The sequence below is a fragment of the Brevundimonas sp. EU05-FHT14B07 genome, from assembly GCF_058790795.1.
Genome location: NZ_JBYTCZ010000003.1, coordinates 427,838 through 452,587 on the forward strand (window position 1 = coordinate 427,838; position 24,750 = coordinate 452,587).

The 24,750-nt window shown below is 66.7% G+C and carries 24 protein-coding genes and 1 riboswitch; of the genes, 15 read left to right on the plus strand and 9 right to left on the minus strand.

Annotated features, from left to right (window positions below):
• Position 1 precedes the first annotated feature (1 nt).
• On the plus strand, positions 2-1,531 hold the full coding sequence (gene hutH / locus AC3WRC_RS10035) for a histidine ammonia-lyase (RefSeq protein ID WP_492303736.1): 1,530 nt from the start codon (positions 2-4) through the stop codon (positions 1,529-1,531).
• A 6-nt stretch (positions 1,532-1,537) separates the two neighbouring features.
• Here hutH and AC3WRC_RS10040 read toward each other — a convergent pair whose 3' ends face one another.
• Both AC3WRC_RS10040 and AC3WRC_RS10045 read right to left on the minus strand, forming a co-directional pair.
• Positions 1,538-2,110: a manganese efflux pump MntP gene (locus AC3WRC_RS10040; protein WP_492303737.1), complete on the minus strand. Its 573-nt coding sequence runs from the start codon at positions 2,108-2,110 to the stop codon at positions 1,538-1,540.
• Between the two features lie 27 nt (positions 2,111-2,137).
• Positions 2,138-2,281: riboswitch (yybP-ykoY riboswitch) on the minus strand.
• Between the two features lie 47 nt (positions 2,282-2,328).
• On the minus strand, positions 2,329-4,227 hold the full coding sequence (locus AC3WRC_RS10045) for a PPC domain-containing protein (RefSeq protein WP_492303738.1): 1,899 nt from the start codon (positions 4,225-4,227) through the stop codon (positions 2,329-2,331).
• A 92-nt stretch (positions 4,228-4,319) separates the two neighbouring features.
• Here AC3WRC_RS10045 and AC3WRC_RS10050 point away from each other — a divergent pair, with 92 nt between their 5' ends.
• The 5 genes from AC3WRC_RS10050 (at position 4,320) to AC3WRC_RS10070 (ending at position 8,314) form a co-directional block, all read left to right on the plus strand.
• Positions 4,320-5,243, plus strand: a complete 924-nt coding sequence (locus AC3WRC_RS10050; RefSeq protein WP_492303739.1) for a bifunctional methylenetetrahydrofolate dehydrogenase/methenyltetrahydrofolate cyclohydrolase — start codon at positions 4,320-4,322, stop codon at positions 5,241-5,243.
• Between the two features lie 61 nt (positions 5,244-5,304).
• Positions 5,305-5,991, plus strand: a complete 687-nt coding sequence (locus tag AC3WRC_RS10055; RefSeq protein WP_492303740.1) for a LemA family protein — start codon at positions 5,305-5,307, stop codon at positions 5,989-5,991.
• Positions 5,988-6,827, plus strand: coding sequence for a TPM domain-containing protein (locus AC3WRC_RS10060; RefSeq protein WP_492303741.1), 840 nt, complete (start codon positions 5,988-5,990; stop codon positions 6,825-6,827). Before AC3WRC_RS10055 ends, AC3WRC_RS10060 begins: the two co-directional genes overlap by 4 nt.
• Entirely contained in the window at positions 6,827-7,504 is a 678-nt protein-coding gene (locus AC3WRC_RS10065; RefSeq protein ID WP_492303742.1) for a TPM domain-containing protein, read from the plus strand. Before AC3WRC_RS10060 ends, AC3WRC_RS10065 begins: the two co-directional genes overlap by 1 nt.
• A 72-nt stretch (positions 7,505-7,576) precedes the next feature.
• On the plus strand, positions 7,577-8,314 hold the full coding sequence (locus tag AC3WRC_RS10070; RefSeq protein WP_492303743.1) for an endonuclease/exonuclease/phosphatase family protein: 738 nt from the start codon (positions 7,577-7,579) through the stop codon (positions 8,312-8,314).
• Here the strand turns inward: AC3WRC_RS10070 and AC3WRC_RS10075 are convergent.
• Positions 8,299-9,777 (minus strand): phospholipase D-like domain-containing protein, encoded by a 1,479-nt coding sequence (locus tag AC3WRC_RS10075; protein ID WP_492303744.1) that lies wholly within the window; start codon positions 9,775-9,777, stop codon positions 8,299-8,301. The genes AC3WRC_RS10070 and AC3WRC_RS10075 overlap by 16 nt on opposite strands.
• A gap of 157 nt (positions 9,778-9,934) precedes the next feature.
• Between AC3WRC_RS10075 and AC3WRC_RS10080 the strand changes: the two genes are divergently transcribed.
• From AC3WRC_RS10080 to pip, 5 genes are all read left to right on the plus strand, one after another.
• On the plus strand, positions 9,935-10,117 hold the full coding sequence (locus AC3WRC_RS10080; protein ID WP_039247996.1) for a hypothetical protein: 183 nt from the start codon (positions 9,935-9,937) through the stop codon (positions 10,115-10,117).
• 137 nt (positions 10,118-10,254) lie between these two features.
• Positions 10,255-12,837, plus strand: coding sequence for a coiled-coil domain-containing protein (locus tag AC3WRC_RS10085; protein WP_492303745.1), 2,583 nt, complete (start codon positions 10,255-10,257; stop codon positions 12,835-12,837).
• 72 nt (positions 12,838-12,909) lie between these two features.
• A complete protein-coding gene (locus AC3WRC_RS10090; RefSeq protein WP_082503548.1) occupies positions 12,910-13,515 on the plus strand; it encodes a C15 family peptidase in 606 nt (201 codons plus the stop codon).
• Positions 13,516-13,563: 48 nt separating this feature from the next.
• Positions 13,564-13,926 (plus strand): DUF423 domain-containing protein, encoded by a 363-nt coding sequence (locus tag AC3WRC_RS10095; protein WP_492303746.1) that lies wholly within the window; start codon positions 13,564-13,566, stop codon positions 13,924-13,926.
• Between the two features lie 26 nt (positions 13,927-13,952).
• Complete coding sequence (gene pip, locus AC3WRC_RS10100) at positions 13,953-14,933, plus strand: prolyl aminopeptidase (RefSeq protein WP_492303747.1); 981 nt, start codon at positions 13,953-13,955, stop codon at positions 14,931-14,933.
• Between the two features lie 49 nt (positions 14,934-14,982).
• Here the strand turns inward: pip and AC3WRC_RS10105 are convergent, their stop codons facing one another.
• Both AC3WRC_RS10105 and AC3WRC_RS10110 read right to left on the minus strand, forming a co-directional pair.
• Positions 14,983-15,381 carry a DoxX family protein gene (locus tag AC3WRC_RS10105; RefSeq protein ID WP_295209662.1) on the minus strand — a complete coding sequence of 133 codons (399 nt, stop codon included), beginning with the start codon at positions 15,379-15,381 and terminating at the stop codon, positions 14,983-14,985.
• 72 nt (positions 15,382-15,453) lie between these two features.
• Complete coding sequence (locus AC3WRC_RS10110) at positions 15,454-16,152, minus strand: pirin family protein (protein ID WP_404414044.1); 699 nt, start codon at positions 16,150-16,152, stop codon at positions 15,454-15,456.
• A gap of 120 nt (positions 16,153-16,272) precedes the next feature.
• On the opposite strand from AC3WRC_RS10110, the gene AC3WRC_RS10115 reads away from it, so the two are divergent.
• Entirely contained in the window at positions 16,273-17,199 is a 927-nt protein-coding gene (locus AC3WRC_RS10115) for a LysR family transcriptional regulator (RefSeq protein ID WP_492303748.1), read from the plus strand.
• 3 nt (positions 17,200-17,202) lie between these two features.
• On the opposite strand, the gene AC3WRC_RS10120 is transcribed toward AC3WRC_RS10115, so the two are convergent.
• The 4 genes from AC3WRC_RS10120 to AC3WRC_RS10135 are packed head-to-tail and all read right to left on the minus strand — an operon-like array spanning position 17,203 to position 19,790.
• Positions 17,203-17,499 carry a hemolysin gene (locus AC3WRC_RS10120; RefSeq protein ID WP_492303749.1) on the minus strand — a complete coding sequence of 99 codons (297 nt, stop codon included), beginning with the start codon at positions 17,497-17,499 and terminating at the stop codon, positions 17,203-17,205.
• A 21-nt stretch (positions 17,500-17,520) separates the two neighbouring features.
• Positions 17,521-17,877, minus strand: coding sequence for a hypothetical protein (locus AC3WRC_RS10125; RefSeq protein ID WP_492303750.1), 357 nt, complete (start codon positions 17,875-17,877; stop codon positions 17,521-17,523).
• Positions 17,835-18,293 carry a DNA polymerase III subunit chi gene (locus tag AC3WRC_RS10130; RefSeq protein ID WP_492303751.1) on the minus strand — a complete coding sequence of 153 codons (459 nt, stop codon included), beginning with the start codon at positions 18,291-18,293 and terminating at the stop codon, positions 17,835-17,837. The genes AC3WRC_RS10125 and AC3WRC_RS10130 overlap by 43 nt, the downstream gene beginning before the upstream one ends.
• Before the next feature lie 21 nt (positions 18,294-18,314).
• A complete protein-coding gene (locus AC3WRC_RS10135) occupies positions 18,315-19,790 on the minus strand; it encodes a leucyl aminopeptidase (protein WP_492303752.1) in 1,476 nt (491 codons plus the stop codon).
• Between the two features lie 143 nt (positions 19,791-19,933).
• On the opposite strand from AC3WRC_RS10135, the gene AC3WRC_RS10140 reads away from it, so the two are divergent.
• Genes AC3WRC_RS10140 through AC3WRC_RS10150 form a run of 3 tightly spaced genes read left to right on the plus strand, consistent with a single transcriptional unit; the run spans position 19,934 to position 24,678 of the window.
• Positions 19,934-21,070 (plus strand): LptF/LptG family permease, encoded by a 1,137-nt coding sequence (locus AC3WRC_RS10140; RefSeq protein ID WP_492303753.1) that lies wholly within the window; start codon positions 19,934-19,936, stop codon positions 21,068-21,070.
• A complete protein-coding gene (lptG, locus tag AC3WRC_RS10145) occupies positions 21,067-22,206 on the plus strand; it encodes an LPS export ABC transporter permease LptG (RefSeq protein WP_492303754.1) in 1,140 nt (379 codons plus the stop codon). The genes AC3WRC_RS10140 and lptG overlap by 4 nt, the downstream gene beginning before the upstream one ends.
• A gap of 33 nt (positions 22,207-22,239) precedes the next feature.
• On the plus strand, positions 22,240-24,678 hold the full coding sequence (locus AC3WRC_RS10150; RefSeq protein WP_492303755.1) for an LPS-assembly protein LptD: 2,439 nt from the start codon (positions 22,240-22,242) through the stop codon (positions 24,676-24,678).
• Positions 24,679-24,750: the final 72 nt, after the last annotated feature.

Below are 24,750 nucleotides of genomic sequence, written 5' to 3' on the forward strand. Positions count from 1 at the left end.
CATGACGACCCTGACTATCGGCCAATCGCCCCTCACCCTCTCCCAACTGCGCGCCGTGCTGGATGGCCCTGTGACCGTCTCCGTCACACCTGCCGCCTGGACTGATGTTGAGAAGAGCGCAGCGACCATCGCCGCCATCGTGGCCGAGGGACGCACCGTCTATGGCGTCAACACCGGCTTCGGCCTGCTGGCCAACACCTCCATCGCGCCGGAAGATCTGGAGACGCTGCAGCGCAATCTGGTTCTCAGCCACGCCTGCGGGGTCGGGCCGCTGCTGCCGGATTCGGTGACGCGTCTTCTGATGGTGCTGAAGATCGCCAGCCTGTCGCGTGGCGCCTCCGGCGTTCGGCGTGAGACGCTGGAGGCCCTGATTGCTCTGGTCAACGCGGACATCCTGCCCTGCATTCCGTCTAAGGGATCGGTCGGCGCCTCGGGCGACCTGGCGCCGCTGGCCCATATGTCCTGCGTCCTGATCGGCGTGGGCGAGGCGCGGCTGAACGGCGAGACCTTGGAGGCCGAAGCGGCTCTAGCCAAGGTCGGTCTGACGCCGCTCACGCTCGGCCCTAAGGAAGGCCTGGCCCTGCTGAACGGCACCCAGTGTTCGACGGCGCTGGCCCTTGCCGGTCTGTTCGCGGCCGAGGCGGCGTTCGCCGCCGGGATCGCCGCCGGGGCCTTGTCGGTCGATGCCTTGAAAGGATCCGACGCGCCGTTCGATCATCGCATTCACGCCCTGCGCGGCCAACCGGGCCAGATCGCCGTCGCCGCCCGCCTGCGCGAGCTGATGGCGGGGTCCGCCATCCGCGACAGCCACCGCGACGACTGCTCCAAGGTCCAAGACCCCTACTCCCTGCGCTGCCAGCCCCAGGTCATGGGCGCGGTCCTTGATGTGTTGACCAGCGCCGCCGCCACGCTTGCGCGCGAGGCGAACGCCGTGACCGACAATCCGCTGGTCTTCATCGAGGATGGCGACGTCATTTCGGGCGGCAACTTCCACGCCGAACCCGTTGCTTTCGCTGCCGATCAGATCGCCATGGCTCTGTGCGAGATCGGCAATATCTCCGAACGCCGCACATCAATCCTGGTCGATCCCAAGGTGAGCGAACTGCCGGCCTTCCTGGTCAAGGAAAGCGGGCTGAACTCCGGCTTCATGATCGCCCAGGTGACAGCCGCGGCACTGATCGCCGAGAACCGCATGGTCGCTCATCCGTGCAGCGTCGACACCGTGCCGACCAGCGCCAATCAGGAAGACCATGTCAGCATGGCCACCCACGGCGCCCGCCGCCTGCTGGACATGGCCGAGAACACGGCGACGGTGGTCGGCATCGAGCTCCTGGCGGCGGCGCAGGGACTGGAGTTCCATCGGCCGCTCACCAGCTCGCCGGCGCTGGAACAGGTGTTCGCCATCGTCCGCGAAGCCGCCGCCCCCTACGCCAGCGACCACTATTTCGCTCCGGACATCGCCCGAGCGACCGACGCCGTGCGCGCCGGTCGTTACCGGACCTTTGCGGAGGACCTGCTGCCTTCGGCCTGATCGGGCTCAGCCGCCGAGAACGCCCAAGTGTTCCAGCAGGATGGCCGTGCCCAGACCGATCAGGGCCACGCCGCCGATGATCTCGGCCGTCTTGCCGAAGCGCGTGCCCACGGCCTTGCCGATCAGCATGCCGATGGTCGTCAACACAAAGGTGGTGAAGCCGATCGAGGCGGCGATCACCCAGATATTGGCCCCGATGAAGGCCAGCCCCACGCCCACGGCTGCAGCGTCGATGCTGGTTCCGACCGCCGTCGCCACAAGCGCCCACGGGCCGGACCGGCGCGGCGCCTCATCATCCTCCGCGCCGCGAGGTTGAACGCCTTCCCAGATCATCTTGCCGCCGACGATCAGCAGCAGGGTGAAGGCGATCCAGTGATCCACCTTCTCGACCAGGCCGGCGGCGATGATGCCCAGTCCCCAGCCGATCAGGGGGGTGATCGCCTCGATCACGCCGAAGACTAGTCCAGCCTTGACGGCGTCCTTGACGGCGGGTCGATGCGACGCCCCGCGTCCGACGGCGGCTGCAAAGGCGTCCGTGGACATGCTGAGCGAGAGAATGGCGATGGCGCCTGGGGTCATGAAACAGCACTCGACCGGACGCGTGACAGCGGTCCTGCACCGGCCGGTCGCGGCGTCAGGACACGCTGGTCTCGCTAGGCGGTGGTTCCGCTGATCGCGCCACGCGCCGAAGCGCGAGTATGTTGACGCGATCCCGACGACGAACGCCGGAAGCTACTCCCCAACAGGAGGCGGCTCTCTACACGCCGCTTGCCGCGCTTGGCAACCTCATAGGTCGGTCACGTGCCCGACTTGGGCGCCGTCGCGGCGGGCGCATCATCGCGGGCCGAGGTCGATGCGCCGGCCGGTTGGCGCTCGACCGTCAGGGCATAGGCGCCCATCTGATTGGGTCCATAGGCGCGAGCGCGCACGACATACCAGCCGTCGTCCGGCGCGGTCCAATCCAGCTTGGCGTGCGCGTCGGACAGGCTGTCGTCATCGGTGGCCAGGCTGGTGAAATCGCCGTCCTCATCCTGCTTGCCCAAGTCGATGAAGGGGTCGAAGGCGTTCGAAACCATCGTCAGACGCAGCTTCTCGTCCTTCTTGGCCTGGAAGCGGTAGGCGTCGAAAAAGGCGCCTTCGTCGCTGAGCGCGGCGCTGTTCGACAAGGTTCCGCGCACGGTCGATCCGATCAGCAGGCTGCCGGGCTTGGGCTCTGGTCCGCGATCCAGCAACTCCAGCGAATAGAGGCCCTTGCCTTCCGCATCCAGCGGCATGGCGCGGACCACATAGTTCCCGTCCGAAGGCAGGGTGAAGTTCAGCCGCGAATCCGTGCCCTCGGCCAGGCCGTCGTCATCGCTGGCCAGCGCCTCGAACTCACCGTCGGCCTTGCCGATCTCCAGATAGGCGTCGAAGTCGCCGGACCGCAGGATCGCCTGAACGCGCTGGCCTTCCGTTCCAGCAAAGACATAGGCGTCATAGCGTTTGCCATCGTCGCCCTGGGGGTCCTCGTCGGTGATCTCGCCCTCCACGGTTTGACCCAAAGTCGCCGTGGTCGGCGGCGGCGGCGGCGCGGTTTCGGTCAGCTTCAGCGTATAGTCGCCCTCGGCCTCGTCACTGAATCCACGCGCCTCGATGATGTAGTCACCGTCGGCGTCCAAGGTGCGGGCGATGCGGGCGTCGGTGCCCGAGCCGGCGCCGTCATCGTCCTCCGCCAGAACGGTATCGTCCGAAGCACGGCGAAGCGTCAGATAGGCGTCGAAGTCGCTCGACTTCATCTCGATGGCCACGCGCTGGCCGTTCGTCCCGGTGAAGCGATAAGTCTCCGCGCGCTGGCCGCCGTCGTTCGTGGCGCTGTCCGAGTCCAGTCCACCCTTGATCTCGTCACCGATCGCGATGGGCTTTGACGGCGGCGCGGGCGGCGCCTCTGTCAAGCCCAGTTCGTAGCGACCCAGCCCGTCTTCCAGCGACGTGGCGCGGATCACATATTCGCCGGCCGTCGGCGCCGTGAAGGTCAGACGCGAATTCAGCCCGCCGCCGGGCGCATCGTCGTTCGAACTGATCTCGACGAAATCGGGACCGTTCATCCGCCCGACCCGCACCAGGGGATCGAAGGCCTCGGAATCCAACGTCACCACAAACCGATCGCCGGCATTGGCGCGGAAGGCGTAGGCGTCATAGCGGCCGCCGTCTTCCTGCTCAGGATCGCGAGTCGTCAGTTCGCCGCTCTGGGTCGCCCCGACACGAATGCCGCTGGGTCGCGGCGCACGCGGCGGCGCCGGGCGTTCCTGCAACGACAGACGATAGTCGCCGCCGTCCAGTCCGCTCAGCGTCCGGGCTCTCAGAACATAGGTACCCGCCTGTTCCGGCGTGAACCGCAGCCGCGCATTGGTGCCGTCCCCCAATCCGTCGTCGTCGGACGCCAGCGGCTCGCCCGCTGCGCCGTCGTCGTAGACTTCCAGATAGGCGTCGAAAGCGTCCGATCTCAGCGTGGCTTCCAGCCGCTGCCCCGCCCGCGCCTCGAACCGATAGTCGTCGTAGCGATATTCGTCATCCGCCGCCTTGGCGTCGCCGTCCGTCAGGGCGCCGGTCACATTGGCGCCGATGCGCAGCGACTGCGCGTCCTGGGCCACGGCCGGCGCGACCGCCCACAACAGGGCCAGGGTGCTGACAGCGGCGGCGAGCGACGGACGGTTCATGAATTCCTCCAGCATGGACTGCGGATCATAGACGCCGAACCGTGACGGCTGTAAATCGCCGCCATCCTGATTTCCCGCCAGACGGAGCTGCCATGTCGGCCCAATCCACGCGTGCGACCCTGATCGACGGCAAGGCCTTCTCGGCCGCCCTGGTGGACCGCGTCGGCGCGGCCGTCGCCCGGCTGGAAGCCGCGCACGGCGTAAAACCCGGTCTGGCCGTCGTCATCGTCGGCGAGGATCCGGCCAGCCAGATTTACGTCCGCAACAAGGGTGAGACGACGCTGCGCGCCGGCATGCGCTCCGACACCCACCGCCTGGCCGATTCGACCCGCCAGGATGAACTGCTGGCCCTGATCGCCCAGTTGAATGCGGATGCCGGCATCCACGGCATCTTGGTCCAACTGCCCCTGCCCGCCCACATCGACGCGACGGTGGTTCTGGACGCCATTTCGCCGGACAAGGATGTGGACGGCTTTCACGTCGTGAACGCCGGTCGTCTGGCCGTCGGCCTGCCGGGTCTGGTCCCCTGCACCCCGCTGGGCTGTCTGATGCTGCTGAAGGGTCAACTTGGCGATCTGTCGGGCCTGAACGCCGTCATCGTCGGCCGTTCCAACATCGTCGGCAAACCGATGGCGCAACTGCTGCTCGGCGAAAGCTGCACGGTCACCGTCGCCCATTCGCGCACGCGGGACCTGCCCGACGTCTGCCGCCGCGCCGACATTCTGGTCGCCGCTGTCGGTCGGCCCGAGATGATCAAGGGCGACTGGATCAAACCGGGCGCGACCGTCATCGACGTGGGCATCAACCGCGTCCCCTCGGCTGATCCCGTCAAGGCCGCCGAGGGCAAGACCCGCGTCGTCGGCGACGTCGCTTTCAAGGAGGCGGTCGAGGTCGCAGGTCACATCACCCCGGTGCCGGGCGGCGTCGGCCCCATGACCATCGCCTGTTTGTTGGCCAACACCTATTCGGCCGCCTGCCGCCTCAACAATATCCAACCGGAGCCATTGGACGCTTGATGCATTCATTGGGCCGGTGAATAGTCCCGCTCAACGGCGCTATCGCCGAACGGGAGATGTCATGGTCCGCTTCAACGCTCGCGCCGTCGCTCTGACCGGCGCTCTGATGATCGTCCCCGCCGTGGCGGGCTGCGGCTACAACACCATTCCGACCAAGCAGGAACGCGCGGAGGCGGCCTGGGCCGATGTGCAGAGCCAGTATCAGCGCCGCGCCGACCTGATCCCCAATCTGGTCGCGACGGTTCAAGGCGCCGCGATCCAGGAACGCACCACCCTGACGGACGTCATCAACGCCCGCGCCCGCGCTACCTCTGTCAATGTCTCGGCCGACGACCTCGATAATCCGCAGGCCTTCCAGCAGTATCAGGAGGCCCAGGGCCAGTTGTCCGGCGCCCTGTCGCGCCTGCTGGTGACGGTCGAAGCCTATCCGCAACTGCAGGCCAACCAGAACTTCCTGACCCTGCAGTCGCAACTGGAAGGGACTGAAAACCGCATCCAGATCGCGCGCCGCGACTACAATGAAGCCGTTCGCGACTACAACACCACCCTGCGCACCTTCCCGCAGGTGATCTGGGCCAAGACCCTGCATGGCGGGTCGCAGCCGATGCAGCTGTTCACCGCCACCGCCGCCGCCCAGTCGGCGCCGCAAGTCAACTTCAACCTGAACGCCCCGCCCGCCAACGCGTCGGCGCCCGGCGGCGGCGGCGCGCCGGCCGTGGCGCCGGGCGCGACCCCGCCCGCCCAGTGACGAACCTTCAAGCGGCGGCGCGGCGTTCGCCGGGCGTCGCCGCCCTCCTTTTTGGCCTTGTCATCGCCTTGCTGCTGGTCCTGCCGGCGGCGGCGCAGAGCAAGATTGACTACCCGCCCCTGACCGGCCGCGTGGTCGATCAGGCCAATCTGCTCGATCCGGCGACGGAACAGGCCCTGACTGAAAAGCTCGCGGCGCTGGAAGCCAGTTCCACCGACCAGCTGGTCGTCGTGACGGTCAACAGCCTGCAGGATCAGGAGATCGAGGACTACGGCTATCAGCTGGGTCGCGCCTGGGGCATCGGTCAGAAGGAAAACGACAACGGCGCCCTGCTGATCGTCGCGCCGAATGAACGCAAGGTCCGCGTCGAGGTCGGCTATGGGCTGGAGCCCATTCTGACCGACGCCTTCTCGTCCCAGGTCATTCGCAACGACATCCTGCCGTCCTTCCGCGACGGCGATTATCAGGCGGGCGTGATCAAGGGCGTGGACGCCCTGATCGCTCAGTTGTCGCTCGACCCGGCGGAGGCGCAGGCGCGCGCCCAGGCCGCCGCGGCCGAGCAAGCCGACACCAAAGGCGAATCCATCATTCCGCTGGTCATCATCGCCGGGCTTTTCCTGTTCATCTTCTTGATCGCCATGCGGTCCGGGCGCGGACGACGCAGCAATGTCAGCTCAGTCCTGCTGTGGGCGGCGTCAGAGGCGCTGCGGAACTCCGGCAGAGGCGGCGGCGGTTGGGGCGGCGGCGGCGGCTTCGGCGGGGGCGGGTTCGGCGGCGGCGGGTTCGGCGGCGGCGGCGGCAGTTTCGGCGGCGGCGGCGCCTCGGGGGGATGGTGATGCAGATCACGGACAACGACCGCACCCGCATCGCCGAAGCCATAGCGGCGGCCGAGCGTCAGACATCGGGCGAAATCTTTTGCGTCGTCGCGCGACGGGTCTCGACCTACGTGGACGTCAGCCTGGCCTGGGCGGCGGCGATGGCGCTTTTGACCCCGATCGTCTTCGTTCCGTTCGTGCTGGATCTTCGCTGGCCTAGCGATGGCTGGGAGGCGGCCCACCAGGCCGCGCAGGACGCCACGACGGCGCAGGCCTTGGGCCTTTATGCCCTGTCGCAGGCCGTCGTCTTCGTTGCTGTCTTTCTACTGACCCGTATCCCGGCCTTGCGCCGTCTGGTGACGCCCGCCGGCGTCAGGCGCGGCCGCGTCAGGGAGGCGGCCTTGCAGCAGTTCATGGCCCAAGGCGTCCATGTCACGCGCGAGCGCACGGGCGTGCTGATCTTCGCGGCCACGGACGAACATCAGGTCGAACTGATCGCCGATGAAGGCATCTACGCCAAGGTGGATGAGGACGCCTGGGCTCAGGCCGTCGCGGTCCTGACCCGCGAACTGCGCGCCGACCGACCCGTCGATGGCTTTGCCGCCGCCATCCGTCTGTGCGGAGAGGTTCTCGCCCGCCATTTTCCGCCACGCGCCGACAATCGCAACGAGTTGCCCGATCATCTGATCCTGCTCTGATCGTCGCATCGGGGTCGCATTCGCGCGCCAGAAGGCCTAGCCCACGGTCAAAGTTCAAACAGCCGCCAGCTCATGCCTCGCCTTCTTACCTACAATGTTCACCGCTGCGTCGGCACGGATCGCCGTCTGGATGTCGGCCGGATCGTCGCCGTCATCGCCGAGTTCGAGCCGGACATCGTCTGCATGCAGGAACTGGACGTGGGCCGCGCGCGCACGGGCGGGGTCGATCAGGCCGAGGCGATCGCCGACGGTCTGGCCATGACCTCGCGTTTCCATCCAGCGATGCGGGTCGAGGCGGAACAGTACGGCGACGCCATCCTGACCCCGCATCCCGAACGGCTGATCCGCGCCGGCGCCCTGCCGACCGTGAGCGGCATTCCGGGGCTGGAACCGCGCGGGGCGATCTGGTCGGAAATCGAGATCGACGGCACGGGCGTCAACGTCATGAACACCCACCTCGGCCTGGTGCCACGCGAGCAGCGTCTTCAGGCCGCCGCGTTGGCCGGATCCGGCTGGGTTGGAGGATGCGAGGGACCGATCCTGCTGGCCGGCGATTTCAACGCCACTTCGATCACCCGCCCCTACCAGACCCTGTGCCGCAGCCTGCAGGACTGCCAGCGTCAATTGGGCCAGAAGCCCAGCGTGAAGACCTTCCCGTCGGCCTTCCCTGCCATCCGCATCGACCACTGTTTCGTCAGCCCGCATATCCGCATCCGCGCGGTGCAATCCGCCTTCTCGCCCCTGGCCCGCGTAGCCTCGGACCACCTGCCGCTGATCGTCGATTTCGACGTCGTTCAACCCGGCGCGTGACCGCCCTCGGACGCTGGTCGCGTGCGTTGCGAACGGTTCAGACGCTTCCAAGGCCGCCAGGCGTCGCTGGACGACGTCGGGTCGCCCAGCTGCCATTCAGCGAACATCCGCTGGATACGCGTCGGGGGCTCTGAACCGAGCGGCCTCAATCGATCGGTTTCGAAGTTGCAGATCGCCTGCCCCACCGAGCCGAAGACGCCCTCGACCGCCGCATAGTCCTCCTTTGCGACGCCTAGCCAATGGGCGATCGTCCGGTGACGGTGCGCCGTGATGAAGGCCCGACCGGCCGCATCGACAGGCTCGGCGGCGATGTCGCATTCTGTATCCAGGCCCATCGACCGGTTGTTCAGATTGGTGGACCCGATCCGCAGAAGCCGATCATCGATGATGGTCACCTTGGCGTGGACGATGATCCGGTCGCCGTCGGCGGTGAGCGGGGCGAAGGCGAAGAAGCGGTTGTATTTGTCCGCCTGCTCCAGCCGGTGCAGCACCTCGGCACGGGCCGTGTCCATGGTCATGCTGTCAAACCAACTCGGGCTCTTGGCGGTCGAGATGACGATGACCTGCGGTCCCTCCACCTCGGCCAGTCGTTCGGCCAATGCGGCGGCGATGACCGGCGAGGTGAAATACTGGTTTTCGATATAGATCAGCCGCTTGGCGCGCCGGATTGATTCCAAATGCAAGGCTTCGCTCTCGCGCACCTCCTGCCGCCCCGACCATTTCGGCTCGGTGCGGGCGATGCCGACGGGCACGTCCGTCATCTGCACCGGCACGCCGTCGGGCCAGGGATCGTCCTCGACCTCATCCGGGGTCGTGCGTTCCCACGTCGCCTTGAACCAGCGTTCCCGCGCCAGATCGCCCAGCGCCCGCGCCGCCGGCCCGTCCATCACGCTCATTACCTCGTGCCGGGCTTTGCAGATCAAGCCGCTGGGCAGGGCGCGCCGCGGGTCGCCGTCCAGATGTTCGTCGGAGTCCCAGCGATCGGTCGAGATGTCGCCGCCGCCGCAGAAGGCCACCTTGTCGTCGATGACCACCACCTTCTGGTGATGACAGGCGCCGATAGGACCGGGGGAATCAAGCCGGAACTCCACCATCCGCTTACGGAACCAGCGCTGCGCCTTGTGCGGATAGAAGCCTTGCGACGCGGCGATCAGCAGCGGCGATTTCCAGATGAGCAGTCGCACATCCAGGTCCGGCTTCTTCTTGACCAGCATCCGCAGCTGGCGACCGATTTCCGCCGATTTGTCGCCGGGCCGCGTCTCTGGATCCAGATGGGTGCGCGGATCGAATTGCCATCCCAGCAGCACGATGGAGCGTTGCGCCTTGTGGATCGCAGACGACAGGGCGTCGAAATAGGCTTCGTTTTCCATCAGCACGGAAAAGCGGTGCGCGACGGCGGATGTCCACAGGGCGGGCCCCGGCTCCAGCAGACTGCCTTCGTAACTGTCGCCGGCTAAAGTCATGCGACCTATCTGTCTGATTCGCGTGACATGGTGTCGAAGCGCCTGCATCCTCCGTTCCACGCGCGTGTCCTTCGGTCAATCTTTCAGGGCGGGATTGTGACGTTCGCCGATTTGGCGCATAAGGAGCGTAGCCATACAGGCTGCGAGGGAGGGTAGAATGCAGGCGCTTGTCGAACTGATCGCTGGCTTCATCGCCCTGCTGGCCGCCGCCGTCCTGACGCAGTTCGGCGTCGACACCCACAACCCCAACCACGGCGACCGCGAAGTGCGTCGTGTGGTGGAGTGTCGTGACACCGGCTCCAACGCCACGCTGCTTTCCGAATCCAAGCGCGACTGCTGAACGCGGCGGCGCTTTGCGCTGCATGACGCGGTTCATCGACAGGTTGCGGGCTTGAGTCGGTTTCGTCCGCATCGATCATGCTCTAGGGTTTCATTGGCGCTGTCTGACGCCCGCGTAGAGATCGAGTTTTTGAGCTTATGAAGTCTCCCAAACGGCCGCCGTTGAACCTGACCGACGACGAGGCCGTCGCGCCGGTCGAGCTTTCGACCTTAGATGAAATGCCGGTCCAAGAGGCGACACCGCCGCTCGACCCGATCCCCGAGCCCGATTTCGAGATCGTGCAGCCGACGTTCGAGCCGCCGATGTCGGAGCGCCGCCGCCGTCGCCTGCTGGAAGAGCAGCGCCAGGCCGAGGAACGTGCCTTTGCCGCCGAACGCGGCGCCGCCCCCGTCAATGCGAAACCGACGCCAGAGGCTCCTGTCGATATGGCCGTCACCGCCGGTCAGCCGCCCGCGCCGTTCGAGCTGTCCAAACCGCCAGCTGTGAAAACCGTTCAAGCCAAGGCCCAGGGCGAGCCGTCAGGGCGCCACGCCTATGTGATTGCGGGCGTCGCCTCAGCTCTGTGGATCGGCGGCGTCGCCTCCTGGGCCGCTTACGAGTTCGGCGCCGGCGGGGCAGAACTGGATCCGCTGCGAATCGCCATCTACGCCCTGATCGCCTTGGCCCCTGCGGGCCTGGCCATCATGCTGGCCCATGCCGTCCGACAGGGCGCCGGTCTGGCCGCAGAAACCCGTCGCGCCCGCCAACTGGCCGAGGCCCTGGTCGCCCCGACCGCCCTGGCCGCCCAGCAGACCGGCGAGGTGCTTCAGTCGCTGCGTTCCGACATCGATCACGCCACTCTGGCGGCGGAACGCGCACGCAACGACATGGCCCTGCTCCGAGAGGCGCTGGCCCAGGAGACAACGCGGCTGAACGAGGCGGCCGAGAACGCCGGCCGCACCGCGCGTCGTCTGACCGAAAACCTGGGCCGCGAGCGCGACCAGATGCAGACCCTGGGCATCCATCTGGATACGCAGGCGTCGGGCGTCATCGACGCCGTCGAGCGGCAGTCGCGTATGGTCGCCGACGCCTCTGATTTGGCTCAGGCGCAACTTCGCGAAGCCGAGGCCGCCCTCGCCGCCCGCGCCGCCGACCTCGCCGCCGCCGCAGGCGAAGCCCAGGACGCCGCCCGCGTGGCGTCCGACGATCTGGCGCGCCAGACCATTCGACTTGAGAACGCCGGTTCGGGCGTCGCCGAGCAGATTCAGTCCGTCGAGGAAGGCCTCAGCCAGCAGCGCGCCGCCCTGGTCACCGCCGCCTACGCCCTGCGCACCGATCAGGAGGACTTCTCCGCCCAGGTCGAAAGCCAGCGCGCTCAACTGATCGAACATCTTTCCACCACGCGCAGCGCCGCGGGCGATCTGGATCGCACCACCCAGACCTCGGTCGAGTCCATGCGCGATCTGGTCGAGGCGGCCACCGACCAGTTCCGCGCTCTCGTCGACATGTCGCAACGCGAGGCCGACGGCTTCGATTCCGCTACCAAGCTCGCCCTGGATCGTTTCGAAGCCTTGGCGGCCGAGGCGCGCGACGCCCTGATGGAAGAGACGCGCCGCGCCCTGGAGCAGATGCGCGCCACGGCCGAGGATTCTCGCGCCGCCGCCGCCGACGCCGCCGAACAGGCGCGTCTGCGCACCGACCGCCTGGGCGAATCCTTGTTCGACGCGGCCCAAAAGGCCGACACCGCCGCCGACGCCCGCATCGCCGACGCCCGCCGCATCGTCACCGAAACGTCCGGCCTGGTCGAAGAGACCGGCGAGCGGATGGTCAGCCGCCTGGAAACCCTGGTGGCACGTCTCAACAGCGCCTTGTCAGAAATCGACACCGCCGTCGCCGACATCGACGAGCGCGCCGCGCGCCTGCCTCAGGAAGCTCGCGCCCGCGCCGACGCCGTGCGCGCCACTGTCGAGGAAGGCCTGGCCTCCCTTTCCGCCGCCTCGCGCAAGGCGGCCGAGGACACCGAGGCGCTGGATGTCGGCTTCCAGGATCGCGTGCGCCGAAACTACGACATGCTGACCGAGGCCGTGCGTCTGATGGGCGTGGTGTCGGGCGATACGACGCCGGCGCGTCGTCGCGAGCCGGCCGCAGAGATCGAGGCCCGGCCCGAACCTCGTCCCGAGCGCCGGACCGATCGCCCAACGCCTCCCGCCTCGCCGCCCGCCGAGGAGCGCCGGTTTGGTCTGCGCAGTCGCCTGCGGCTCGAGCCCGCAGAGACGCCCCCGCCGGCGACGGACAAGGGCCTGGATTGGAGCGATCTGATCGACGGCGACGACGACAACGAGGCGCCGCTGGAGTTGGACACGCCCTCCCCTTCGCCTGCCGAGGCCGAAGCCCTGTCCGACCGGGTCGCCGCCGCCATTCGGCGCATGGGGGTCGATCCCAACGCCCTTCTGCCCCGCTCGCGCGTCGAAGAGGCCGCCCGCGCCTTCAGCAATGGCGACCCCGACGCCGCGCGTCAGATCGTGCGTCGCGTCGCGCCGGCCGCTGTCCGCAGCGTGTCTCGCCGTGTCCTCAGCGACGCCGAACTGCGCGCCGACGCCGAACGCTATGTCCGCAACTTCGCAGTCATGCTGAACGCTTCCGCCCGCGCTGGAGACAGCGCAGCGGTTCAGTACAGCCTGGCGTCGGACAGCGGTCGCGCCTTCATGTTGCTGGATGCGGCGGTCGGCGACCTGGGCTAAGACTCTTGCGGACTTGACGGCGTTGGGAAGTTACAGCCTCTTGCACGTCACCGAACTGTCATGGATGGGGCTATGGCTGGCACGATGAACGAAATCGACAGTCGTGCCAGTGGTGATCGCCGCCCTGGCATCATCATCTGCGCCTATGACGGCGACGATGACGGTTGGGATCTGGTCGAGGATCTGTCGGGCGAAATCTGGAGCCCCAGCGGGGCCCGCGCTGTGCCTATCGCCGCCGCCGATCCCGACGAACTGGCCTCGACCCTGGCCGCCCGTCTCGGCAGCGGGGAATGCCGGGCCGTCCTCCTGGTCGGACGCACGCAAAAGGGCGCAGGCTTCCGGGTCCAGATGCGCGCCGAAAACCGCACCCTCGATTACAAGCACCGCCTGTCCAGCACCGGGCCGGGCGTGGCCCGCACCACGGCGCCCGTCGCCGACATGGTTCGCGCCCTGACCGCCGCCGGGCTGCAGGCCGACGCCTCGTCCGACATCGAAGAGGACGCCGGCTCCTACCTGCTCTACCGCGTGCTCTCGGACCTGCCGGATGGGCCGCTGACGCCGTCGATCGGCCTGCTGCGCGCGCCCGCCCCCGCCAACGAGGCGGCGGTGCGCAAGGGCGTCAAGGCCGCCGCCTCGGCCATGGCCAGCCACCTGACGCCGCTGCCGCGTGTCGGTTAACCCTCCTGGATCGCAGACATCGACGAACGGGCGGTCTAGGGTTTTCGAATGACAGTGAGTCGCAACCTGATCGTCTTCGCCGCCCTGAACGGCGCCCTGGCCGTGGCGCTTGGCGCCTTCGCCGCGCATGGCGCCGGGCCGCAGATCAAGACCCTGCTGACCACCGGCGCCCAGTACCAGATCGTCCACGCCGTCTTCGCCTTCGCCTGCGCTCAATGGACAGGGGGTGGCGGGCTGGCGCGGCTTGCGGGTTGGCTCGGGTCGATCGGCGGTCTGATCTTCTGCCTCGCCCTGACGGCGATCGCCTTTCTTGGCGTGCCGGCGTTCGGCGCCGTGGCCCCGATCGGCGGCCTGTTGATGATTGCCGGTTGGCTCTGCCTGGCCTTTGCGGCCTTGCGTTCTCGCCCCTGATTTCCTCGTAGAAAGACCAAGCATCCATGGCCTTCCCCACGCCCGCCGAGCCGCGTCGTGTGCTCCACCCTGAGATCGAGGCCTATGCCTCGGGTTGGATGCCGACCGAAGGCGTGCATGAAATCTATTACGAGGAGTCCGGCAATCCGCACGGCCTGCCGGTTCTGGTCCTTCACGGCGGACCAGGCGGTGCGGTCAATCCGGGCATGCGCCGCTTCTTCGATCCCGCCGTCTATCGCATCATCATGTTCGACCAGCGCGGCTGTGGTCAGTCGCGGCCCCACGCCTCGCTGGAAGACAACACGACCTGGACCCTGATCGACGACATCGAGCGTCTGCGCGCTTTGTGCGGCGTCGACAAATGGGTGGTGTTCGGCGGGTCGTGGGGTTCGACCCTGTCGATGGCCTACGCCATCACCCATCCTGAGCGGGTTATTGCGCTGCTGCTACGCGGCATCTTCCTGCTGACGAAGAAGGAGTTGCACTGGTTCTATCAGGACGGCGCCTCGATGATCTTCCCCGACGCCTGGGAGCGCTTCGTCGCTCCGATCCCCGAGGCCGAGCGCGGCGACCTGATGGCCGCCTATTACAAGCGGCTGATCGGCGATGACGTCGCCGAGCGCGAACGCTGCGCCGTCGCCTGGTCCAGTTGGGAGGGCGAAACCGTCAGCGTCGAGGGCCCCAACGCCCGCCCGGACAAGTTCGCCGAGCCCGACTTCGCCGTCGCCTTCGCCCGGATCGAGAACTGGTTCTTCACCAACGCCGGCTTCTTCGACGAGGACGGCTGGCTGCTGAAGAATGTCGACCGGATGCGGCTTATCCCGTGCTGGATCGCGCAGGGCCGGTTCGACGTGGTGACGCCGATTTCAGGCGCCTGGGCGTTGCACCGCGCCTGGCCCGAGGCGCATCTGGACATCGTCGGCGACGCCGGCCACGCCTCGTCGGAACCCGGCATCGTCGACAGCCTGGTCCGCGCCGCCGACTGGGCCGCAAGCCTTCAGGCATGAAAAAGCCGCCGCGCAGGACAGCGCGGCGGCCTTTCCCATTCTGGAGAAATCAGAACCGCTTTGCGGTTCGATTGTCGATGCTCCACGCGCCTGGACCGGCAGTGAAGATGTAAAGGAAGATGAAGCAGTACAGGATGGCCGCATCGCCGCCGTTCACCGCCGGATAAGGGCTGCTGGGGAAGTGGAACATCCAATAGGCCACGGCCATCTGACCCGAGGCGATGAAGGCGGCTGGACGCGTGAACAGGCCCAGGATCAGCAGCAGGCCCGTGATCAGCTCGATTACCCCGCCGATGCCGAACAGCGACAGCAGCTCCTGCTGACCGGGTTCGGCCCCGGTCGGAAAGCCGAAGACCTTGATGACGCCATGCGCCAGGAACAACAGACCGGCGACGATCCTGAGCGCCGCCAGGGCGCGGGAAGACCAGCCATTCACTTGATTGAACATTCTCTTTCCTCGCCTTTTTGATGCGGTTGTTCACGGCCGGATCGGGTCCGACCGTGAAGCTTGTTCCGAAAATCAGGCGGCGTCCACCAGCACGATCTCGGCGTCGGACAGCGCCTTGACCGTCACGACATCCTCCTGGGCGATGGCCGCGCCGTCACGGGCGTTCAGCCGGACGCCATTGACCTCGACCTCGCCCTTGGCCGGGACCAGATAGGCCCGCCGCGCGCCGCCCAGCGGATAGTCGGCGCTGTCGCCTGCCTTCAGCGTCGCCGCCACAATCCGCGCATCCGTGCGGATCGGCAGGGCGTCCTTGTCGCCTTCGAAGCCCGAAGCCAGGACCACGAACTGGCCTGACCGCTCGCCCTTGGGGAAGGGCTTGGTGCCCCAACTCGGCGCATCCCCGCGCCGGGTCGGCTCGATCCAGATTTGGAAGATCCGCGTCAGGTCCGGCTCGGCGTTGTACTCGGCATGACGGATGCCGGTTCCGGCGCTCATCACCTGGACATCGCCCGCGACGGTGCGGCCCTTGTTGCCCAGACTGTCCTCATGGGTGATGGCCCCATCGCGGACGTAGGTGATGATCTCCATGTCGGCGTGCGGATGCGGCGGGAAGCCCGTTCCGGCGGCGATCTCGTCGTCGTTCCAGACCCGAAGATTGCCCCAGCTCATCCGCTTGGGATCATAGTAGTTCGCAAACGAAAAATGGTGTTTGGCGTTCAGCCAGCCGTGGTTGGCGCCGCCGAGGGATTCAAATGGTCTGCGCTCGATCATCGCACTCGTCCTTTCGCGTCGGAACCGTCCGACGCCTTTGCTTGACGTCAAGATAGAGATCGGCGACCGATCAGAAATAGAAACAACCGAAACTCATCGTTTCAGGACGCGAGGCCGCCCATGTCCCGCCTGCCCGATCTGGAAGCCTTGGCCATCTTCGCCAAGGTCGCCGACAGCCAATCCTTTTCCGGCGCAGCCGAGACCCTGGGCCTGTCCAAGGCCACCGTATCCAAGGCGGTGACGCGGCTGGAGCAGCAGCTGAAGACCACCCTGCTCCACCGCACCTCGCGCCGTTTCGCCCTGACCGATGCCGGTCGCACCCTAGCCGCCCGCGCCGCCCACATGCTGGCCGAGGCCGAGGGCGCGGTGTCGGAGGCGTTGGACATGTCCGTCACCCCGCGCGGCTTGGTGCGACTGGCGGCGCCCATGTCGTTCGGCATGGCCTATGTGGCCCCAGCCCTGCCCGAGTTCCTCGCCACTCACCCGGACGTGTCGGTCGATCTGCACCTGTCGGACGAGGTCATCGATCTGGTCGGCGGCGGCTTTGACTGCGCGCTTAGGATCGCGGCCTTGGCGGACTCATCGCTGACGGCGCGCAAGCTGCGGCCTGTGGCCCGCGCCCTGGTGGCCTCGCCATCCTATCTGGAGCAGCGCGGTCGCCCGACCCACCCCGACGATCTGGCCCGTCACGCCTGCCTCGGCTACGCCTACATGCCCAGTCCCGACACCTGGCGGTTCAGCAATGCGGCGGGTGACGAAGTGGTGGTGCATCCGCGCGGGCCGCTGCGCGCCAACAACTCCGACGCCCTGACGGCGTCGTTGTGCGCAGGGCTAGGGCTCTTTCCCCAGCCGGACTTCATCTACTGGAAGGACGTCGCCGACGGCCATCTCGAGACGGTGATGACCGACTGGCGCCTGCCGCCCATCGCCCTGCATCTGGTGGCGCCCAGCGGCGGACCGCGCCCGGCCAGGGTCACGGCCTTCATGGACTATCTGGCGGCGAAGTTCAGCGGACCGCTGTGGCCGGGCGATACGGTGGGGCGCTAACGCTCAACCGCACTTCACTTCGCGCACGATGTTCGTCGCCTCGTCATAAACGAAGTTCACCCGGTTCTCGCGATAGTCCATGGTCGCGGCGCAGGTGGTGCACAGCACGCGGAACGTCTGGCCGGCGGGCGCGGTCGGGATGGCCGAGCGGCTGCGCCCCACATAACTTTGATAGTCCGAAATCTTGCAGGCCTTGAAGGCGGTGTCCGATCCGGGCGCAGGCTCGGCGGTCTGGACCGGCGCGCAGGCCGACACGGCCAAGGCGCCAGCGGCCAACAGGGTGCTCACGATGATCTTCATGGTCGTCTCCTTGCGTCAGGCTCAGCCGCAGCGGACCTGTTCGATGATGCCGGTCTGTTCGTTGTAGAAGATGTTCAGACGATAGGCGGAGAAGTCCTGCGTCACCGGGCAGGTGGTGCAGGTCACACGCCGATTGACGACATCCACCGGCACCGGGATTTCGGTCCGGGACTTGCCGACCAGATATTGCATCTCGCCGGCCTTGCAGACGTCCTCGGTCTGGGCGGTCGGCATCCGGCTGCCGACGGGCAGGTTGAGCTGAGCCTGCTCGACCGCGCGCGGCGCAGGCGCCTCGGAGACCGGCGTGGAGCAACCGGCCAGCAGAACCAGTCCGATCAGGCCGCCTTTTCCCAGCGCCCTTCGTCCGTTTGACGCCAATAGGCCAGATTCGCGCCCTGCCCCTTCAGCGCCTTCCAACGTCCCCGCGCGTGTTGCAAAGCCGGCTCGTCCCGACCGTCGAAAATGATGAAGCATCGTTCGAACCCTTCCGTCACACCCAGTTCTGCGTCGTCGACTATGAACAGCGCCTGAGCGCCGTTCAGGTTCTCGCCCGTCTCGCTCAACAGCACAGGCTGGCGCTCGGCATGGGGCTGGTCGGCCCGGCCGTGCGGCAGGAAACTGTCATCACGAAACGTCCACAGCGTCTCGTCGACCTCGTCCAGACGATGCGAATGCGATGACTTGATCATGGCCCGCCAGCCCCGCTCGATCGTCTTTTCGAGCAGGGTTGGCAGCACCTGATCCAGCGATGAACGCTCCAGGTGATAGAACCAGATTTCGGGCTTGTCGCTCACCCGGCTCCACCTCCCGACCGATCAGCCTTCGTAGGAATCCGCGACCATCCGGTCCAGAGTCCGCACAGCGAAGCCGACGCCGCCTTCCGGTACGGTGGGGCTGGGGCTCTTGTTGGCCCAGGCCGTCGGGGCGATGTCCAGGTGCGCCCACGGCACGCCGTTGGTGAAGCGTTGCAGGAACAGGGCGGCGGTGATCGAGCCACCGGCGCGGCCGTTGCCGGTGTTCTTCACATCGGCGATCTTGGAATCGATGTGCTGCTCGTAGATGGCCGGGATCGGCATGCGCCAGAAGTTCTCGCCGACCTTCTTGGCCGCCGCCAGGATCGGGTCAGCGACATCGTCGGAGTTCGAGAAGACGCCGGCGTAATCCAGGCCAAGGGCCACGATCATGGCGCCTGTCAGAGTGGCCAGGTCGATCATGAACTTCGGCTTGAAACGCTCCTGGGTGTACCAGAGGGCATCGGCCAGAACGAGGCGACCTTCGGCGTCGGTGTTGATGACCTCCACCGTCTGACCCGACATGGACACGACCACATCGCCCGGACGCTGGGCGTTGCCGTCCGGCATGTTCTCGACCAGACCCAGCACGCCGATGACATTGGCCTTGGCCTTGCGGCTGGCCAGGGCGATCATGGTGCCGGTCACGGCCGCCGCGCCGCCCATGTCCCACTTCATGTCTTCCATGCCGTCCGCCGGCTTGATCGAGATGCCGCCGGTGTCGAAGCAGACGCCCTTGCCGACGAAGGCCAGGGGCTGAGCGCCGGCTTCGCCGCCGTTCCACTTCATGATCGCAAGCTGGCTTTCGCGACGGCTGCCCTGGCCCACGCCCAATAGGGTGCGCATGCCCAGCTTCTCCATCTCGGCCTCGCCGAGGATTTCGACCTCCAAGCCCAGGCTCTCCAGCGCCTTCACCCGCTTGGCGAACTCCGCCGGATACAGGACGTTGGCGGGTTCGGACACCAGGTCGCGCGCGAAGATCACGCCGTCGGCGACGGCCGACAGCGGCTCCAGCGCGGCTTCGGCACCCCGCAGGTCGGTCGTGACCACGCGGATGGTGGTGATCGACGGAATCTTGTCGGCCTTTTGCGTCGTGCGATACTTGTCGAAGCGATAGGCGGCCAGACGCGCGGCGAAACCGACGCGGGCGGCCTGCTCAGGCGACAGATCCAAAGCGTCGATCGTCAACACCTCGGCGCCCGACAGCTTGACCGCCGCATAGGCGTTGCCGCCGAAGGCCTCGACCGCCAGGTCATCCAGCTTGTCCTTGGCGCCCGCGCCCACCAGCAGCACGGCGTCCGCCTCGACGCCCGCCGGCGCGGCGATGCTCAGGCTCTGTCCTGCCTTGCCGGTGAAACGACCCTTGCCCGCCGCCTTGGTCAGCGCGCCGTTGGCCTTGCCGTCCAGCGCGGTCCCGGCAGCGGTGAAGCTGCGATCTTCAAAAACCGGAACGGCCAGGATTTCGGCGGCGTCCACGGCGGCGACGAATTCGATCTTCATTCAATCAACTCCAGCCAGGCCCCACCCGGCGTCTGCAAACAGCAAAATGACAACGGCGCGTCTGCTTGTCGCGGACGCGCCCTGATGTGCTACTAGATGCGCCTCAATATCGCCGCCTGCAACCGGGCGAAAACCATCCGCCCATGACCCTGATTCAAAGATACCTTTTTCGCCAGATCCTGTTCCCTGTGATCGCCGCGTGCGCAGCGCTGGCGGGAATCGGGATTCTGAGCCAAAGCCTCGACCAACTCCAGGTCATTGTGGAGCGGGGTCAGAGCGTGTGGATCATGGTCAAGCTGACCCTGCTTGCCCTGCCGCAACTGCTGTCGGTGATTCTGCCCATCGGCCTTTTCGTCGGCGCCCTGATCGCCCTGACCCGTCTGCAACGCGAGCAGGAACTGACGGCGGCCTTCGCGGGCGGCATGACCCGATGGCAGGTCATATCCCCCGCCGCCCGTATCGCCGTGCTGGTCGCCCTGGTCACCCTGCTGGTCAACGTCTTCGTTCTGCCGTGGGCGCAGCAGGAGGCGCGGCGACAGGCGTTCGACATCCGCACCGACCTCGCCGCTCTGCTGGTCGAGGAGGGCCAGTTCGTTCAGGGGCCTGACGGTTTGACCGTCTATGTGCAGCAGATCGAACAGAACGGTCTGTTGAAGAACCTGTTTGTCTATCTGGATGACAAGGACAAGGTCACGACCTGGAACGCGTCCGAGGCGCGCTTCAGCCGCGACGCCGACGGCATTCCGATCCTGACCATGATCGACGGCTCGGCCCAACGCTATTCGTCGGGCGGCGTGCTGGAGACGCTGTCGTTCGGGCGATACGATTTTTCTCTCGCGCCCTTCGTCGGGGTGACCGACACCATTCGCTACAAACCGACCGACCTTTATCTGCGCCAGTTGCTGAACCCGACGGCCAAGGTGCTCGAGGTCGCCGGATCGCGCGGCGAACTGCTGGCCGAGGCGCATTCGCGGCTGGCCTCGCCGCTCTACGCCATGGTCGCCATGGCCCTGGCGCTTTCGGCCATTCTGGGCGGCGCCTTCAGCCGCACCGGCTATACGTTGCGCATCGCCAAGGCGGCGGGCCTGTTCCTGGTCCTGCGCGTCATCGGCTATGGCCTTGTCGCCGCCAGCGCCTGGAACGGCTGGATGAACGTGCTCCAATACGTCGTGCCGATCGTGGCCATTGTCATCGCCCTGCGGATTCTGTTCCGCGCGCTGAAGCCGCGTCGCAGCCGGACCAACGCCGCCCTGCGCGATCTGAAGGCCAAGTTCGCATGACCGCCGTCGCCGCCTCCGCCCGTCGCTCGCCTCATATCCCCCGTCTCGGCGGCATCGAACGCTATGTGCTGGTCCAGCAGCTGAAGTCGCTGGGCGTGGCGTTGGCCGTGATCTCGGCCCTGGTCATGCTGATCGACTTCGTCGAGGTCTCTCGCGGCGTCGGCTCGGCCCAGGATTTGTCGGCCGTCCGCATTTTCGGCCTGGTGCTGTTGAAGTCGCCGTCGGTCATCGTGCAGTTGATGCCGTTCGTCTTCCTGTTCGGCACCCTGTCGGCCTTCATCAGCCTGAACCGCCGCAGCGAACTGATCGCCATGCGCGCGGCGGGCGTCTCCGCCTGGCGTTTTGTCCTGCCGGCGGCCGGCATGGCCTTCGTCCTGGGTGTGCTGACCGTCACGGTCTTGGGTCCGATGGCGTCGGCCGGCGACGGTCTGTGGCAACGCGAGCGCGCGCGGATTTCCGGTACTGCGCCCGGCGGCGACCCCAAGGAGGCGATCTGGCTGCGCGAGGGCGACGATCAGCGCCAGATGATCATCCGCGCCGGCCAGCAGGACCGCGCCAACGCCCGACTGCTGAACGTCAGCTTCTTCATCTACACGACCGCCGCCGGCGGCGGTCGCACCTTCTCCGAACGGATCGACGCCAAATCGGCCTCTCTCAACGCCGGCAGCTGGCGCCTGACGGACGCCGTCGGCGCCCAGATCGGCCAGCGCGCGGTCACCTATTCCAGCCTGACCCTGGTCTCCAGCCTGGCGGACGACGAGGCCTTCGATCGTTTCGCTCGACCGCAGGCCACGCCCTTCTGGTCGCTGCCCAACCAGATCAGCCGAATTGAAAACGCGGGCTTCACCTCGACCGCCTATCGCCTCCGCTTCCAGCAACTTCTGGCCACGCCGCTGGTGTTCGCCGCCATGTCCATTCTGGCCGCCGCCTTCTCGCTGCGGCTGATGCGATTGGGCGACCTGGCACGCATGAGCGTGGCGGCCGTGGTGCTGGGCTTCGCCTTCTTCTTCCTGAACCAGTTCTCGTCGGCGATGGGATCGGCCGAGGTCGTGGCGCCGTTCGTCGCCGCCTGGCTGCCGCCTGTTCTTACGGCGCTCGCAGCCTTGACCTTGCTGTTCTATACCGAAGACGGCTAATCGGGCGCTCGCTTCTCAGACTACGGATGGCCTATGCAGGGTGATCGGCGCTTCGACGCTTTCAAAGCAAGGCTTCTCGCCGGTGCGGCCCTGGTCGCCTGCGCGCCCTTGGCGACGCCTGCATGGGCGCAAACGACCCCGCCAGCCGCAGCCGCGCCTTCCGACGGCCTGCCGCCCGAAGCGGTCTATGTCGATGCCGACAATGCGCGTCGCGAAGGCGACAACATCATCGTCAGCGGCACGCCCGAGAACCGCGCCTATGTCCGCACACGCGGCCATGTGCTGCGCGGCGAGAACCTGTCCTATGATCTGAACGCCGGTTCGGCAACGGCCGAAGGCCGCGTCGAGGCCATCGCGCCCGACGGCACCGTGGTCTACGCCAGCCGTCTCGAGCTGGATGAAAACCTGGAGACCGGCGTCGCCGTGGATTTCGCCACGCGTCTGGCCAACGGCGCCAGTCTGATGGCGGCAACGGCTGTCCGCCGCAGCGAGAACGTCAGCGAGCTGAACTACGCCCGTTTCACCCCCTGCCCGATCTGCGACGATGGCGGTCCAAAGACGCCGACCATCTCGATCCAGGCGGAGAAGGTGACGCAGGACGAGCAGTTGCGCGCGATCCTGTATCGCAACGCCGTCTTCTACATCGGGCCGGTGCCCGTCTTCTACACGCCCTTCTTCGCCCACCCCGATCCCTCGGTGGAACGGGCCTCGGGCTTCCTGGTGCCCATCGTCAACTATGACGAAGGCCGCGGCGTCTCCGTCGAGGTTCCCTATCTGCACGTCGTATCGCCGTCCGAGGACTGGCTGATCAGCCCGCAGATCAACACCAGGGTCGCGCCGCTGCTGAACCTGCAATTGCGGCGACGGTTCGCCAACGGCATGATCGTGGCGCGCGGCGGCTACACCTACGAGCGTGAGTTCGGCGACTTCGATCGGGACGGCGACGGCGACTTCGAAAGCAACGTCAAGTTCGGCGATCGCGAACACCGCAGCTATCTGTTGTCGCACGGTGAGTTCGATCCGGATGGCCCATGGCGGTTCGGCTTTACGGCCGAGCGCACCTCGGACAAGACGCTGTTCGACCGCTATGACGTGCGCTCTCCGTATCAGGACAACGGCCTCTATTATGGCGACCGCCGTCGTCTGATCAGCCAGATCTACGCGGAACATCAGACCGATCGGTCTTACGTTTCGGTCGCGGCCTTCTCGATCCAGAGCCTGCGTCTGAACCCGGCCTTCGCCGCGACGGACTTCCGCGACGCCAACGGCTTCAAGGTGTTCGAGGACGACGACACCCTGCCCTTCGTCGCCCCGTTGATCGATGCCCGCTGGGAACCGCGCGAACTGATCTTCGGCGGCCGGCTGCGCCTGAAAGGTTCGGCCGTGTCTCTCTACCGCGACGCTTTCGTCGGCGCGCCGATTCTGAATCCGGAGATCGTTCCGCCCGTCACGACAGGTCGGGCTGGCGTGGACAGCCGCCGCGTCACGGGCCAGGTGGAATGGCGACGGGCGATCATCCTTCCTGTTGGCATGCGGGTGGAGCCGTTCGTCGATACGCGCGTCGATCTCTATTCCATGTCCGACCTGCCGCCGATGATGGGCGTCGACAGCGACGAGACGGTCAGTCGATCCAGGTTTAGCGCGGGCGTGGACGTCACCTATCCGCTGATCAAACGCATCGCCGACGCCGACATCATCCTGGAGCCGGTGGGTCAGTTCTCGGTCTCCAACAAGGTCAGCCTGGACCGCCGCATCCCCATCGAGGACTCGCAGGTTCTGGAACTGGACGAATCGTCGCTGTTCCGCATGGATCGCTTCTCCGGCTACGATCTGCTGGAAGGCGGCGCGCGCGTGACGGCGGGCGGTCGCGCCGCAATCCGCTGGGCTGAAGGTCGCAAGGCCAGCCTGTTCGTGGGACGCAGCTATCGCTTCGATCAGCAGGACGACTTCAAAACGTCGATTCCGGACGATCCCGCGCGTCTCTATGACCCGACAGGTCTGGCCTCCGAGACCTCCGACTGGGTGGTCCAGGGCGATTTCTCGCCGTCGGATCGCATCCGCAGCTGGTTCCACGCCACGGTGGACGGTTCAGGCGAGGTGCGCCGCGCCGAGGCGGCGCTGGACGGTCGCTGGGGTCAGCGCAATCTGGCCACCGTCAGCTACATTCTGGATCAGTCGAACCCAGTCGACGGGCCCCTGAACCGCAACTATGAATTCGTCCAGCTGGCGGGCCAGCAGTTCGTCTTCCAGAACTGGGGCTTCACCGTCGCCGGCATCGCCGATCTGGACCAGAACGAGATCACGCGATCCGAAGTCGGCGTGCTGTTCGACGACGACTGCTTGCGGTTCGAGCTGGGTTATCGGCGCGACAACACCCGCGCACGGCCCGGCGGCCCGTCGGAAGGCATCTATGTGCGCCTAAACCTCGCCACTTTCGGAGGTTCAGGTTATGGACAGGGCGATATGCGTTGAGCATGACGCTTTACGGGGCGCGACCGCCTGCCGGCCTGGCTGGCGGACCGCTGTGAGGAATCAGGACGACCA

What these genes read in the sequence shown, in the direction of transcription:
- hutH (WP_492303736.1), top strand. Translation starts at nt 2, where the DNA reads ATGACGACCCTGACTATCGGCCAATCGCCCCTCACCCTCTCCCAACTG.
- AC3WRC_RS10040 (WP_492303737.1), bottom strand. Translation starts at nt 2,110, where the DNA reads ATGACCCCAGGCGCCATCGCCATTCTCTCGCTCAGCATGTCCACGGAC.
- AC3WRC_RS10045 (WP_492303738.1), bottom strand. Translation starts at nt 4,227, where the DNA reads ATGAACCGTCCGTCGCTCGCCGCCGCTGTCAGCACCCTGGCCCTGTTG.
- AC3WRC_RS10050 (WP_492303739.1), top strand. Translation starts at nt 4,320, where the DNA reads ATGTCGGCCCAATCCACGCGTGCGACCCTGATCGACGGCAAGGCCTTC.
- AC3WRC_RS10055 (WP_492303740.1), top strand. Translation starts at nt 5,305, where the DNA reads ATGGTCCGCTTCAACGCTCGCGCCGTCGCTCTGACCGGCGCTCTGATG.
- AC3WRC_RS10065 (WP_492303742.1), top strand. Translation starts at nt 6,827, where the DNA reads ATGCAGATCACGGACAACGACCGCACCCGCATCGCCGAAGCCATAGCG.
- AC3WRC_RS10070 (WP_492303743.1), top strand. Translation starts at nt 7,577, where the DNA reads ATGCCTCGCCTTCTTACCTACAATGTTCACCGCTGCGTCGGCACGGAT.
- AC3WRC_RS10075 (WP_492303744.1), bottom strand. Translation starts at nt 9,777, where the DNA reads ATGACTTTAGCCGGCGACAGTTACGAAGGCAGTCTGCTGGAGCCGGGG.
- AC3WRC_RS10080 (WP_039247996.1), top strand. Translation starts at nt 9,935, where the DNA reads ATGCAGGCGCTTGTCGAACTGATCGCTGGCTTCATCGCCCTGCTGGCC.
- AC3WRC_RS10085 (WP_492303745.1), top strand. Translation starts at nt 10,255, where the DNA reads ATGAAGTCTCCCAAACGGCCGCCGTTGAACCTGACCGACGACGAGGCC.
- AC3WRC_RS10090 (WP_082503548.1), top strand. Translation starts at nt 12,910, where the DNA reads ATGGCTGGCACGATGAACGAAATCGACAGTCGTGCCAGTGGTGATCGC.
- AC3WRC_RS10095 (WP_492303746.1), top strand. Translation starts at nt 13,564, where the DNA reads ATGACAGTGAGTCGCAACCTGATCGTCTTCGCCGCCCTGAACGGCGCC.
- pip (WP_492303747.1), top strand. Translation starts at nt 13,953, where the DNA reads ATGGCCTTCCCCACGCCCGCCGAGCCGCGTCGTGTGCTCCACCCTGAG.
- AC3WRC_RS10105 (WP_295209662.1), bottom strand. Translation starts at nt 15,381, where the DNA reads ATGTTCAATCAAGTGAATGGCTGGTCTTCCCGCGCCCTGGCGGCGCTC.
- AC3WRC_RS10110 (WP_404414044.1), bottom strand. Translation starts at nt 16,152, where the DNA reads ATGATCGAGCGCAGACCATTTGAATCCCTCGGCGGCGCCAACCACGGC.
- AC3WRC_RS10115 (WP_492303748.1), top strand. Translation starts at nt 16,273, where the DNA reads ATGTCCCGCCTGCCCGATCTGGAAGCCTTGGCCATCTTCGCCAAGGTC.
- AC3WRC_RS10120 (WP_492303749.1), bottom strand. Translation starts at nt 17,499, where the DNA reads ATGAAGATCATCGTGAGCACCCTGTTGGCCGCTGGCGCCTTGGCCGTG.
- AC3WRC_RS10135 (WP_492303752.1), bottom strand. Translation starts at nt 19,790, where the DNA reads ATGAAGATCGAATTCGTCGCCGCCGTGGACGCCGCCGAAATCCTGGCC.
- AC3WRC_RS10140 (WP_492303753.1), top strand. Translation starts at nt 19,934, where the DNA reads ATGACCCTGATTCAAAGATACCTTTTTCGCCAGATCCTGTTCCCTGTG.
- lptG (WP_492303754.1), top strand. Translation starts at nt 21,067, where the DNA reads ATGACCGCCGTCGCCGCCTCCGCCCGTCGCTCGCCTCATATCCCCCGT.
- AC3WRC_RS10150 (WP_492303755.1), top strand. Translation starts at nt 22,240, where the DNA reads ATGCAGGGTGATCGGCGCTTCGACGCTTTCAAAGCAAGGCTTCTCGCC.